We start from the raw sequence: 13,227 nt of genomic DNA on the forward strand, positions 1-13,227 counted from the left end.
CGCGACATCCATTCCAAAACGAGATAGCCCTCGGCAAATGCTTCATTGGAATGGAATGCCTGTCGCTTCTATCCTCGCTCCCGGTCTCTCGCGCGCCAGGGCAGCGGAAAGGGGATGTCCACGGCGCCGCCGCCGGACATGCCGCGCACGCCCTGCCGTGTCGACCGACACGCCATCGAGGACAGCGATCGGGACAGCCTGCAGACATGCACGGCGCCCTGCCGATGCCTCCCGGGCCGGATGCCTCCGGCCCACGCCAACTTGCTCGGTCACTTTTTGTCCTGGGAGGGAACAAAAATGCCTTTGGAACAGTCCCGTCGCCCGCTCGGCCGGCGCGCGCACCGCCCTGCCGCCCGCACCCTGCTGGGCGCGGCCATCGTCCTGGCCCTGTCCGGCAGCTTCGCCGCGCACGCGCAAAGCGCCAGCGCCGATCCGGCAGCCACGCCACCCGCCAAGCCCGACGCCACGACCGACACCAAGAACGGCCAGCAACCGGTCACCCTGGACAACGTGATGGTGGTCGGCCAGCGCGCCAGCCTGGAACAGGCCGTGCAGGCCAAGCAGCTCGACGACCACGTGGTCGAGGTGATCTCCGCCGACAACATGGGGCAGATGCCCAACGTCACCGTGGCCGAGGCGCTGGTGCGCCTGCCCGGCGTCAACGGCACCCGCGACCGCGGCAACGAAAGCCTGGCCACCGTGCGCGGCCTGGGCCCGCGCATGACCATGGGCACGGTCAACGGCCGCGAGATCGCCTCCTCCGAACCCAACCGCGCGGTGCGCTGGGAGGTGTTCCCCACCGAGATCGTCTCCACCGTCAAGGTCTACAAGACCCCGTCGGCGGACCTGATCGCCGGTGGCATCGCCGCCACCGTGGACATCTCCACCATCAACCCGCTCGACCACACCGGCCCGACCTTCGTCGCCACCGCCGGCCCGGTCTACTACGACGAGGCCAAGGACGCGCGCGACTACTCGCCGTGGGGCCAGCGCCTGGGCGCGAGCTGGATCCACCGCATCAACGACAACCTGGCGGTCGCGCTCGGCGCCACCTACCAGAAGCAGAAGAACGCCGGCGTCTCGATCGGCAGCTGGGGCTACACCGACGCCAGCAACGCACGCGATGTGGATGGCGACGGCAAGGTCGACTACACGCCCTGGGGCGCGGCCGACCAGCTCAAGCTGACCGAGCAGACCCGCACCGGCGCCATGGGCACCGTGCAGTGGCGCTCGGGCAACCTGGAACTCAAGCTCGACGGCCTGTACTCGCGCATCCGCATCGACGAGGACCAGCGCCAGAACTGGTTCAACAACCTCGGCTACAGCATCTACTCGGCCAGCAACCCGTACACCACGCCCGGCTCGTCCTACACCATCGTCGACGGCGATGTGGTCGCCGGCACCCTGGCCAACTCCAACCTCCAGGTCGACCACGTCATCGCCAACTACAACGAGGTCAAGACGCTGGCCGCCGGCGGCCTCAACGCCAAGTGGAGCGGCGACGTGTGGACGCTGGGCAGCGACCTGTCGTTCTCGCAGGCCAAGCGCGACAACGACTGGCGCGCGGTGCGCTTCGGCAGCAACCCGGACACGGTGTCGTTCGACTTCCGCCACGGCGTCACCCCCACCATCAGCACCAGCTCCGATGCGCCGGAATGGGGCATCAGCGGCCAGACCGAACCGCAGGCGCTGCGCGACCGCATCGCCGCGCTGGCGCTGAGCGCCAGCCGCGCGATCGAGGATTCCCCTGTCACCGCGCTGGAGTTCGGCGCGCGCGCCTCGCGCCGCGAGAAGCAGAACCGCCACTTCACCAGCTTCCAGTCCGGCTACAGCCAGCCGATCTCGGCCTATCAGGACCTGATCTATCCGGTGACGATGCCGGACCTGAACGTGCCGACCCTGACCGGTGGCGACCTGGACGCGATCGCCAAGCTCGGCTTCGGCGGCTTCGATCCCAGCCTGGCCACCGAGCAGCGTCTGGATCACTGGAACGTCGAGGAGAACGTGCGCGAGGCCTTCGCCAAGGCGGTGTTCAGTGCGCAGTGGTTCGGCGTCGACGTCACCGGCAACGCCGGCGTGCGCGTGGTCCACACCGACACCGACAGCCATGGCTACGACACCGTCGGCGGCGTGGTGCAGCCCAGCAGCGCCGGCAAGACCTACACCGACGTGCTGCCCAGCGCCACGGTCAACTTCCTGATCGATCCCGAGCGCATCCTGCGCGTGTCGGTGGCCAAGGTGATGGCGCGGCCGCCGCTGGACGAACTGCGCACCGGGCGCGCGCTCGACGATCCCAACACCACCGTCGGCCAGCTCACCGGCAGCGGCGGCAACCCGCAGCTCAATCCGTTCCGCGCCACCCAGCTCGACCTGTCCTACGAGTGGTACTTCCACAAGGAGGCGCTGGCGGCGCTGGCGCTGTACCGCAAGTGGGTGGATTCGAGCATCGGCTACAAGACCCAGCACGAGACCATCGACGGCCGCGACTACCTGATCAGCGGCCCGTTCAACGGCGGCGGCGGCTACATCAACGGCGCCGAGCTGACCTTCCAGACCCCGTTCTTCTTCATCCCGCACATGGAGAACTTCGGCATCTACTCGAACTACTCGTACGTGGAATCCAACCTGCACGAGTTCTCGCCGGCGGACAATCCGCTGCCGCTCAGCGGCCTGGCGCGCAACACCGGCACGCTGGACCTCTGGTACAACAACAGCAAGTTCGAAGCGCGGATCGGCTACAAGTACCACAGCCCCTACACCGTGGTGTACGGCTGGAACGCGGCACGGCTGGCGCGGCTGGAGAGCGAAGGCACGGTGGACCTGAGCCTGGCGTGGCGGTACAGCGAGCACCTGGGCTTCAAGTTCCAGGTCGGCAACCTGACCAACGAACCGCTGCGCGCCTACAGCGACAACAAGCGCAACCGGCTCGCCAACCAGGACGATGGCGGTTACCAGCTGTTCGGCCGCCGCTTCGCCCTGGAAGCGACCTACACGTTCTGAGCCGGTGGAGACCCGCATGCGATCCAAACGCACCTGGCTGCCGGCGCTCGCGCTGGCCCTCGCCGCCGCCCTGGCCGCGCCCATGGCCGGCGCCGGCACGCTGTACCTGGGCGCCGACCTGTCCTACGTCAACGAGATGGAGGATTGCGGCGTGCAGTACCGCGACCACGGCGCGGTGCGCGACCCGTTCGAGCTGTTCCACGCGCACGGCGCCAACCTGGTGCGCGTGCGCCTGTGGAACGATGCACGCTGGACCCGTTACAGCGACCTGAGCGACGTCAAGAAGACCATCCGCCGGGCGCGCGCGCAGGGCATGCAGGTGCTGCTGGACTTCCACTACTCCGACGACTGGGCCGACGGCGAGAAGCAACTGATCCCCAAGGCCTGGGCCAACATCACCGACCAGGACGAACTGGCGCGCACGCTGTACGGCTTCACCTACGACACGCTCAGCGCACTGGACCGCGCCGGGCTGATGCCGGAACTGGTGCAGGTCGGCAACGAGAGCAATTCCGACCTGATGGACAGCCAGCCCTGGGACAAGCGCCGGCCGATCGACTGGACCCGCAACGCTAAGCTGTTCAACGCCGGCATCCAGGCGGTGCGCGACGCCGGCGCGCGCTCGACGATCAAGCCCAAGGTGATGCTGCACATCGCCCAGCCGGAGAACGTGGAGCCATGGTTCGCCGACGCCGCCAAGGCCGGCGTGCGCGACTTCGACTTCATCGGCATCAGCTACTACCGCAAGTGGTCGCGCGAGACCATGGACCAGCTCGGCGCCACCATCAAGCGCCTGCGCCAGCGCTATCCGGCCGAGGTGATGGTGGTGGAGACCGCCTATCCGTGGACGCTGGAAAGCGGCGACCCCTCGCCCAACCTGCTCGGCGCCGATTCGCTGATCAAGGGCTACCCGGCCACCCCGCAGGGCCAGTTGAACTACCTGGTCGACCTCACCCAACTGGTGGTCGACAACGGTGGCAGCGGCGTCGTGTACTGGGAGCCGGCCTGGACCAGCAACACCTGCAAGACCCGCTGGGGCGTCGGCTCCTCGTGGGAGAACGCCAGCTTCTTCGATTTCCGCCACGGCAACGAACTGCTGCCCGGCATCGGCTTCATGCAGCACGCCTACCGGCCGGCGCCGGCCACGACGACCGGCAAGCGTGCCGCGCCGGCGCAGGACGCGCAGCCATGATCGAACTGAGCCGCCGCGACCTGCTGCGCTCGCTGGTCGCCGGCGGCGTGCAGGTAGCGGTGCCGGGTGCCGCCGCGGCGCTGGCGCCGGCCGCGCTGGCCGCCACGCCCGCTGGCGGCAATGCCATTGCGCCGCTCTCGCCGGACCTGGACGACGACGCGCCGCGCCGGCGCCTGCTGTGCGATGGCGGCTGGCGTTTCCATCTCGGCCACGCCGACGACCCGGCGCGCGACTTCCATTTCGGCACCTTCCAGCGCACCTACGCCAAGGCCGGCAAGGACACCGCCGATGCGGCCCTGCTCGACTTCGACGACAGCGCCTGGGAGCGCATCGACCTGCCGCACGACTGGGCGGTGGCGCTGCCGCCGCGCCAGGATCCGACCTCCAGCCTGGTCAACGGCGAAGACCCGGCCGCCGCGCACGGCTACAAACCGCTGGGCCGCACCGATCCGCAGACCAGCATCGGCTGGTACCGGCGCGTGCTGGAGATTCCGGCCGAGGACCTGGGCAAGCGGATCAGCCTGGAATTCGACGGCGTGTTCCGCGACTGCATCGTGTTCTGCAACGGCCACATCGTCGGCCGCAACGGCAGCGGCTACTGCGGCTTCGAGGTCGACCTCAGCGACGTGCTCGACTACGGCGCCAGGAACATCATCGCGGTGCGCGTGGACGCCACGCTCGGCGAAGGCTGGTTCTACGAAGGCGCCGGCATCTACCGCCACGTCTGGCTGCGCACCACCGACGCGCTGCACGTACCGATGGACGGCGTGTACGTGCGCAGCGTGTGGGACGGCGGCGACGCGCAGGCGCTGGTGGAAACCGAACTCGGCAACAACGGCGGGACGCCACGGCAGTGCAGCGTGGTCTCGGTGATCCGCGCGCCGGACGGGCGCATCGTCGCCCAGGCCAGTTCGGCGCCGATCACGGTCGAGCCCGGCGTGGTGCAGCGCGTGCAGCAGACCCTGGACCTGGGCACGCCCGCGCCGTGGTCGCCGGAAAACCCGCAGCGCTACATACTGTCCACGCGCCTGCTCGGCGACGGCCGTACCTGCGATGCGACCACCACCCACTTCGGCGTGCGCCGCCTGCAGTTCGACCCGCAGCGCGGTCTGCTGCTCAACGGCGCGGCCTACAAGCTGCACGGCACCAACAACCACCAGGACCATGCCGGCGTCGGCACCGCCATTCCCGATCGCCTGCACGAATGGCGCCTGCGCCAGCTCAAGTCGATGGGCTGCAACGCCTACCGCAGCGCACACAACCCGGCCTCGCCGGCAGTGCTGGAGCTGTGCGACCGGCTGGGCCTGCTGCTGATCGACGAGACCCGGCGCATGTCCTCCGACGACGAGGCCATGGCCGAACTGACGGCGATGGTGCGGCGCGGCCGCAACCACCCCTGCGTGATGCTGTGGTCGCTGGGCAACGAAGAGCCGCAGATGGTCACCGCGCGCGGCGCGCGCATCGTCGCGCGCATGCAGCGCCAGGTCCGGCGCCTGGACCCGACCCGCCCCACCACCTTCGCCATGGACAAGGGCTTCGACGACGGCGTCGGCCAGGTCGTGGACGTGGTCGGCTTCAACTACCGCACCACGCAGATGGACGCCTTCCATGCGCGCCATCCGCAGATCCCGGTCTACGGCAGCGAAACCGGCAGCACCGTCGGCGTGCGCGGCAACTACCGCACCGACGACGTGCGCGGCTACGCCCGCGCCTACGACCTCGACTACCCCTGGTGGGCCAGCAGCGCCGAAGCCTGGTGGAGCTATGTCGCGCAGCGCCCGTACATCGCCGGCGGTTTCGTCTGGACCGGCTTCGACTACCGCGGCGAGCCGACCCCGTACAACCGCTGGCCGAACGTGGCCTCGCAGTTCGGCATCCTCGACAGCTGCGGCTTCCCCAAGGACAACTACTGGTACTACCGCGCGCAGTGGACCGCCGAACCGGTGCTGCACCTGTTCCCGCACTGGAACTGGGACGGCCTGCTGGAGGAGCGCGACAACGGCATGGTCGACGTGTGGTGCCACAGCAACCTGGACGCGGTGGAACTGCTGGTCAACGGCGTCAGCCAGGGCCTGCAGCAGGTGCCGGCCTACGGTCACGTCGAGTGGCGCGTGCGCTACGCGCCCGGCCGCATCGAAGCGCGCGGCTACCGCGACGGCAGGCAGGTGCTGACCCAGTTCCGCGAGACCGTCGGCGCCCCCGCCGCGGTACGCCTGCGCTGCGAACGGGCGAGTCTGCTGGCCGACGCCGAGGACGTGGCCGTGGTCGCGGTGGAGACCGTCGACGCCAAGGGCCGCGTCGTGCCGACCGCCAGCGACACCGTGCGCTTCGCCGTCCACGGCCCCGGCCGCCTGATCGGCGTGGGCAACGGCGACCCGTCCAGCCACGAACCCGACAAGGCCGACCAGCGCCGGGCCTTCAACGGCCTGTGCATGGCCTTGCTGCAGACCACCCGCGATGCCGGCACGCTGACACTGGAAGCGACCGCGCCCGGATTGATGCCTGCGCGGCTGGCGCTGAAGAGTGTGCGCACCAGGCCGCGGCCGTTCGTCGCCTGATGCGGGCGCGCGCGTTCAAGGAACTGCGCGGCGCCATCGTCATGCGCTCCCGACCCGGTGCTCCTACGCGGCGCTGACGCGCCATCTACGCGCGCCCAAGCCGTGGTCGGCACGATCGCGACGCACACTGAAGTGAGGCGGCTGGCGTTTCATTCCGAAGCCGGTCCACGACGCCTCGCCAGCATCGCCGCACCCACGAAGCTGCATCGCCCCAGCGATGCACGCTCCCCCACCGCGCAGCGCGGCGCGGGAGCGCCAGCCCTCACCGCAAGCGCGAGAAGGCACCGATACCGGCGATCGCCAGCCGCTCGGCGGGCAGCGCCGTTTCGGCGAACGACAGCCGCAGGTAACGGATCTGACGGACCTCGGGGAAATTCAGCCGCTGGGTCGAGAGCGCGTAGGCGATATTGGACAACTCGCCGCCGCCGGCCGGCTGCCAGTGCTGGCCATCCTCGCTGCTTTCGGCGCGATAGCCCTTCGGCGGCGCCGCACCGTTCATCACCGTGCGCGAAGGGGTGAGGCTGAAGCCGGCGACCTGGCGCAGCGCACCGAGGTCGATGGTCACCTGCGCGGGATGGCCCGGCGTGGGAGCGGGCACGACCCAGATCGTGCCGGCATCGTCGTCGAGCAACTTCTCCGCTCCCGGCGCGCTGGCCGCGACGATGCGCCAACCCGCGGTGGACAGCACGTCCGGCGCGCTCGTCGTGGGCCGCGCGACCGCAACGGGCGCCACCGCGCGGAACAGCGCGAATTCGCTGATCGCCGGACAGACCGGTGCCTCGAGCACACGCAGGCGCACACGGCGCGCGGCAACCGGACGATCGAGCCGCAGGATCCGCTGCGCGCCGATGCATTGCGCCTCGGCCAAGCGCTGCCATTGCCCATCCACCTCGGCGTCGATCGCGAAGCGGGTGACGCGCACGCCCAGCGGCAGGTATTCGCGCAGCCGGATCAGGTCGAAGCTATGCGCCGCCGACAGGTCCAGCGTCAGCGTCGGCGTGGTGACGTCGTCCGGCGTGGACCAGTAGCTGTCCGGCTGGCGGTCGAGCACACGCTCCGGCTCGAACCCCGGACCGCGCGACGCGCTGGCGCTGGCCTTGGCGCCCTTGGCCAGATCGATGGCGAAGCTGGCGCGGATCGCGTCGCCGAAGCTCTTCAACACCGCGACGTCGTGGTCGGCGATGCGGCCGCGTCGGTCCGGCGGAAGATTGAGGTTCATGTTGGTGCCGCGCGCGACCGAGGTATCGAAGTAGCGCACCAGATTCTCCGGGCTGCGCACCTTGCCGTCTTCGTCGGCATGGTAGAACCAGCCCGGGCGGATCGAGGTGTTGGTTTCCGCAGGCCACCACAGGGCCGCGCCACGCACGCCCGCGTTGCCGTTTTCCTGCGTGTAGGGCGCATTGGGCATGGTCGGCCAGCACGGATCGCCGGCCACGCCCTCCTCGTTGCCGACCCAACGGATATCCGCGCCCAGCGGGTCGAAGGTGCAGGCCATCGGCTGGTGTTGGTGGACCAGCTCGATCATCCGCGGCCAGTTGTAGTACGCGGGGGCATCGATCTTGCGCGTTTCGCGCGCTCCGCCGTAGTAACCGTCGCCACCATTGGCGCCGTCGAACCAGAACTCGAACAGGTCGCCATACCCCGTGCACAGCTCGACGATCTGCTTGCGGAAATAGTCGAGATAGCCGGTACGGCCATACTCGGCGTGGTTGCGATCCCAGGGAGAGAGATAGATGCCGAAGGCCAGGCCGGCACGCCGGCACGCCGCGGCCATTTCGCCGACGATGTCGCCCTTGCCGTTCTTGTAGGGCGAATTGCGAATGCAATGCTCGGTCAAGCGCGTCGGCCACAGGCAGAAGCCATCGTGGTGCTTGGCAGTAAAGATGATGCCTTTGAGATTGCCGGCCTTGGCCGCGGCGACGATTTGATCGGCGGAGAAATCGCTGGGATCGAATCTGCGCGGATCTTCGTCGCCGTAACCCCATTCCTTGTCGGTGAAGGTGTTCATCGCAAAATGCACGAAGGCGTATTGCTCCCACCGGTGCCACCGCAGCTGCCGCGCGCTCGGCACGGCGCCCCACGGTGCCGGCCCTTTCGGGCGCGACGCGGCCACGAGCTGGGCGGCGGATGCGCTGAAGCCCGCGGCGACGGCCACGACACCCGTGGCAAGAAAGGTACGACGATCGATCATTGACGCCTCCGGCTCTGCACAAGCTCGGATCTTAGCTTTTCCAACGGCGAAACAGTCCTGCCCGACGCGACACACGGCCGTTCGAAGGACACAACGTCACCGTGTGGCCGATCCTCCGCCGCATGCTCGGGAAGTGCACTGCGTGCTGTCGTCGATCCACGTTTTTACGGACAATTGCAGCTGATGCCGAGACGACTCGCACGCAGCTGCTGCGGACTCGGCATTGCACGTGATGCGTGCGCACCGGACATTCGCTGTCTCCCGATTGGCTTCCTGCCGTTGCCCGTGGAAACGGTGCGGCCCCGACGTTGCACCGTGGATCGGCAGGTGGCGCATCGAACCATGCACCGGGCTAGCGCCGCGCCACGCTGTCATTTGCTGCCGGCACCCGTCCATACTTGTCCACAGACAGTCACCCCGAAATCCATTAAGTCACTGAATCAGATGCAGAATCGAGAAAAGACCCAAGCTCCTGGAAGCGCAGCGGAACATACCCCGCTGATGAAACAGTTCTTCGCCGCAAAGTCCGAATACCCGGACCTGCTGCTGTTCTTCCGCATGGGCGATTTCTACGAACTGTTCTACGACGACGCGCGCAAGGCCGCGCGGCTGCTGGACATCACCCTGACCCAGCGCGGCAGTTCCGGCGGTGCGCCGATCCCGATGGCCGGGGTGCCGGTGCACGCCTACGAGGGCTATCTGGCGCGGCTGGTGGCGCTGGGCGAGTCGGTGGCGATCTGCGAGCAGATCGGCGATCCGGCGCTGGCCAAGGGCCTGGTCGAGCGCAAGGTGGTGCGCATCGTCACCCCCGGCACGGTGACCGACGAGGCCCTGCTGGACGAGCGACGCGACACCTTGCTGATGGCCATCGCGCGCACCAAACACGGCTACGGCCTGGCCTGGGCCGACCTGGCCGGCGGCCGCTTCCTGGTCAACGAGGTGGACAGCGAGGACGCGCTGGAGGCGGAACTGGCACGGCTGGAGCCGGCCGAGCTGCTGGTGCCCGACGAGGACCAGTGGCCGGAGTTCCTGCGCGAGCGCCGCGGCGTGCGCCGCCGGCCGCCGTGGCTGTTCGATGCCGACAGCGGCCGTCGCCAGTTGCTAGCCTTCTTCCAGTTGCACGATCTGAGCGGCTTCGGCATCGACGACAAGCCGCGCGCCACCGCTGCCGCCGGCGCCCTGCTCGGCTACGTGGAGGAAACCCAGAAACAGCGCCTGCCGCACCTGACCGCGATCGCGATGGAGACCGCCGGCGAGGCGATCGCGATGAACGCGGCCACGCGACGCCACCTGGAACTGGACACGCGCGTGGACGGCGACACCCGCAACACCCTGCTCGGCGTGCTCGACAGCACGGTCACGCCGATGGGCGGGCGTCTGTTGCGGCGCTGGCTGCACCGGCCGTTGCGTCTGCGCGAGGTGCTGGTGCAGCGCCACCACGCGGTCGGCACGCTGATCGACCGCGGTGCCGACGCCGACCTGCGCGAGGCGTTCCGTGCGCTCGGCGACGTCGAACGCATCCTCACCCGCGTCGCCCTGCGCTCGGCGCGCCCGCGCGACTTCTCGACCCTGCGCGACGGCCTGGGCCTGCTGCCGAAGGTGCGTGCGATCCTCGCCGCGCTGGATTCGCCGCGGCTGGCGGCACTGGCGGCGGAACTGGGCCAGCACGACGAGATCGCGCACCTGCTGGCCTCGGCGATCGCCGAGCAGCCGCCGCTCAAGCTCAGCGACGGCGGCGTGATCGCCGCCGACTACGACGCCGAGCTGGACGAGCTGCGCCGGCTCAGCACCAACGCCGACCAGTTCCTGATCGATCTGGAAGCGCGCGAGCGCGCCAGCAGCGGCATCGCCACGCTGAAGGTCGGCTACAACCGCGTGCACGGCTACTACATCGAGATCAGCAAGGGCCAGGCCGACAAGGCGCCGGTGCACTACAGCCGGCGCCAGACCCTGACCAACGCCGAGCGCTACATCACCGAGGAACTGAAGAACTTCGAGGACAAGGTGCTGTCGGCGCGCGAGCGTGCGCTGTCGCGCGAGAAGCTGCTCTACGAAGGCCTGCTGGACACGCTGGGCAAGCGCCTGGAGCCGCTCAAGCGCGCCGCCGCCGCGCTCAGCGAACTGGACGTGCTGGCCGGCTTCGCCGAACGCGCGCAGGCGCTGGACTGGACCCAGCCGGAGCTTGAGACCGGCGCCTGCCTGCGCATCGAACGCGGCCGCCACCCGGTGGTGGAAGCGGTGCGCGAGCAGCCGTTCGAACCCAACGACCTGGATCTCCACCCGGACCGGCGCATGCTGGTGATCACCGGCCCGAACATGGGCGGTAAGTCGACCTACATGCGCCAGAACGCGCTGATCGTGCTGCTGGCGCACATCGGCAGCTACGTGCCGGCACGGCGCGCGGTGATCGGCCCGATCGACCGCATCCTCACCCGCATCGGCGCCGGCGACGACCTGGCGCGCGGGCAGTCGACCTTCATGGTGGAGATGGCCGAGACCAGCTACATCCTGCATCACGCCACCGCGCAGTCGCTGGTGCTGATGGACGAGATCGGCCGCGGCACCTCCACCTACGACGGCCTGGCCCTGGCCGACGCGGTGGCGCGCCACCTCGCCCACCACAATCGTTGCTACACGCTGTTCGCCACGCATTATTTCGAGCTGACCGCGCTGGCCGACGAATCGGTCGAGGGCGGCCCCAGCGGCATCGCCAACGTGCACCTGGACGCGGTCGAACACGGCGACCGCCTGGTGTTCATGCACGCGGTCAAGGACGGCCCGGCCAACCGCAGCTTCGGCCTGCAGGTGGCGGCGCTGGCCGGCCTGCCCAGGGCCACCGTGGCGCAGGCGCGGCGACGCCTGGCGGAACTGGAGCAGCGCGGCGGCGAGAGCCACGCCTCACAGATGGCGCCGCAGGCGCTGGACGCGCCGCAGCAGTTCGGCCTGTTCGCGGCCACGCCCTCGGCCGCGCAGGAGGCGCTGGCCGCACTGGATCCGGACGAACTCACGCCCAAGCAGGCGCTGGAAGCGCTGTACCGGCTCAAGTCGCTGCTGTAGGCGGCCTGCGGCTTTAGCCCCTCTCCCCCCCCGGGAGAGGGGTTGGGGTGAGGGTTCGGCGCGAAGCGTCTCGCGGCGTTAGGGAACACGAGGCGGCGCCCGTACCCTCATCCGCCCCTTCGGGGCACCTTCTCCCGAGGGGAGAAGGAAGGGCTGCAAGCCCCTCTCCCACCGGGAGAGGGGTTGGGGTGAGGGTTCGGCGCGAAGCGTCTCGCAGCGTTAGGGCACACGAGGCTGCGCCCGCACCCTCATCCGCCCCTGCGGGGCACCTTCTCCCGGAGGGAGAAGGAAAGGCTGCAAGCCCCTCTCCCCCCGGGAGAGGGGTTGGGGTGAGGGTTCGGCGCGAAGCGTCTTGCAGCGTTAGGACACACGAGGCGGCGCCCGCCCCCTCATCCGCCCCTGCGGGGCACCTTCTCCCAAGGGGAGAAGGGAAGCGCTAGAGCCCCTCTCCCACCGGGAGAGGGGTTGGGGTGAGGGTCCGTCCACACGGCACCCCCAACCGCCAGTCCTCCAGATCCCCCTAGGCGCTCGCCGGCACGGCATTCGGACGCGGCATGAACGGATTCGGATGCGCCGCCAGCAACGCGTCGTCGATGGCCGCCGCCCGCTGCGCCGCCGGCCGCGCCATGTGCCGCTGCGCGAACGCGAGGAACGCCGGCCGCGCCTGCAGCACGCCGATGCGCGTGTAGAAGCCGAGGAACGCGGCGGCGTACAGGTCGGCCGCACTGAACTGGTCGCCGGCCAGGTATTCGCGACCGGCGACACCCTGCTCCAGCATGTCCAGCAGATCCTCGCCATGGCCGTAGCCGGCACTGTGCGCCGGCGCCAGCGTGCCGTGCTGCTTGGCGGTCAGGAAGGCCTCGGCCGGCCCGGCCAGCAGGAACAGCCAGCGGTAGTAATCGCCCCGCGCCGGCGATCCGAGCGGCGGCGCCAGGTGCCGCTCCGGCACCAGGTCGGCCAGGTAGGCGCAGATCGCCGCGTTTTCGGTGACGATCGTGGTGCCGTGGACCAGCGCCGGCACCTTGCCCATCGGGTTGATCGCCAGATACGCCGGCGCCTTCATGCCGGTGCCGTAGTCGAGGATCTGCGCGCGGTACGCCAGGCCGGTTTCTTCGAGCACCCAGCGCGCGATGCGGCCGCGCGACATGGGGTGGGTGTAGAGCACAGGATCGTGGGACATGGTCGGACTCCGTGGTGGACGCCGTGCAGTCTGCGCGGCCCCTGCTGAC

General features: G+C 69.4%; 6 protein-coding genes. 4 read left to right on the forward strand and 2 right to left on the reverse strand.

From position 1 onward, the window contains the following. Positions 1-297: 297 nt before the first annotated feature. Genes PG878_RS14955 through galA form a run of 3 tightly spaced genes read left to right on the forward strand, consistent with a single transcriptional unit; the run spans position 298 to position 6,750 of the window. Positions 298-3,000, forward strand: coding sequence for a TonB-dependent receptor (locus PG878_RS14955; protein ID WP_244672581.1), 2,703 nt, complete (start codon positions 298-300; stop codon positions 2,998-3,000). Between the two features lie 16 nt (positions 3,001-3,016). Continuing rightward, entirely contained in the window at positions 3,017-4,192 is a 1,176-nt protein-coding gene (locus tag PG878_RS14960; RefSeq protein ID WP_209031058.1) for a glycoside hydrolase family 53 protein, read from the forward strand. Then, complete coding sequence (gene galA / locus PG878_RS14965) at positions 4,189-6,750, forward strand: beta-galactosidase GalA (RefSeq protein WP_209031057.1); 2,562 nt, start codon at positions 4,189-4,191, stop codon at positions 6,748-6,750. The genes PG878_RS14960 and galA overlap by 4 nt, the downstream gene beginning before the upstream one ends. Before the next feature lie 262 nt (positions 6,751-7,012). On the opposite strand, the gene PG878_RS14970 is transcribed toward galA, so the two are convergent. Next, positions 7,013-8,941, reverse strand: a complete 1,929-nt coding sequence (locus tag PG878_RS14970; RefSeq protein ID WP_209031092.1) for an alpha-L-fucosidase — start codon at positions 8,939-8,941, stop codon at positions 7,013-7,015. Between the two features lie 444 nt (positions 8,942-9,385). Between PG878_RS14970 and mutS the strand changes: the two genes are divergently transcribed. Then, positions 9,386-11,998, forward strand: coding sequence for a DNA mismatch repair protein MutS (gene mutS, locus PG878_RS14975; protein ID WP_209031056.1), 2,613 nt, complete (start codon positions 9,386-9,388; stop codon positions 11,996-11,998). A gap of 520 nt (positions 11,999-12,518) precedes the next feature. Here the strand turns inward: mutS and PG878_RS14980 are convergent. Continuing rightward, positions 12,519-13,178 (reverse strand): glutathione S-transferase family protein, encoded by a 660-nt coding sequence (locus tag PG878_RS14980; protein ID WP_209031055.1) that lies wholly within the window; start codon positions 13,176-13,178, stop codon positions 12,519-12,521. Between the last annotated feature and the right edge of the window lie 49 nt (positions 13,179-13,227).

This window comes from Xanthomonas hawaiiensis (assembly GCF_031834635.1).
Classification (GTDB): Bacteria; Pseudomonadota; Gammaproteobacteria; order Xanthomonadales; family Xanthomonadaceae; genus Xanthomonas_A; species Xanthomonas_A sacchari.

What these genes read in the sequence shown, in the direction of transcription:
- PG878_RS14980 (WP_209031055.1), bottom strand. Translation starts at nt 13,178, where the DNA reads ATGTCCCACGATCCTGTGCTCTACACCCACCCCATGTCGCGCGGCCGC.
- mutS (WP_209031056.1), top strand. Translation starts at nt 9,386, where the DNA reads ATGCAGAATCGAGAAAAGACCCAAGCTCCTGGAAGCGCAGCGGAACAT.
- PG878_RS14970 (WP_209031092.1), bottom strand. Translation starts at nt 8,941, where the DNA reads ATGATCGATCGTCGTACCTTTCTTGCCACGGGTGTCGTGGCCGTCGCC.
- PG878_RS14955 (WP_244672581.1), top strand. Translation starts at nt 298, where the DNA reads ATGCCTTTGGAACAGTCCCGTCGCCCGCTCGGCCGGCGCGCGCACCGC.
- galA (WP_209031057.1), top strand. Translation starts at nt 4,189, where the DNA reads ATGATCGAACTGAGCCGCCGCGACCTGCTGCGCTCGCTGGTCGCCGGC.
- PG878_RS14960 (WP_209031058.1), top strand. Translation starts at nt 3,017, where the DNA reads ATGCGATCCAAACGCACCTGGCTGCCGGCGCTCGCGCTGGCCCTCGCC.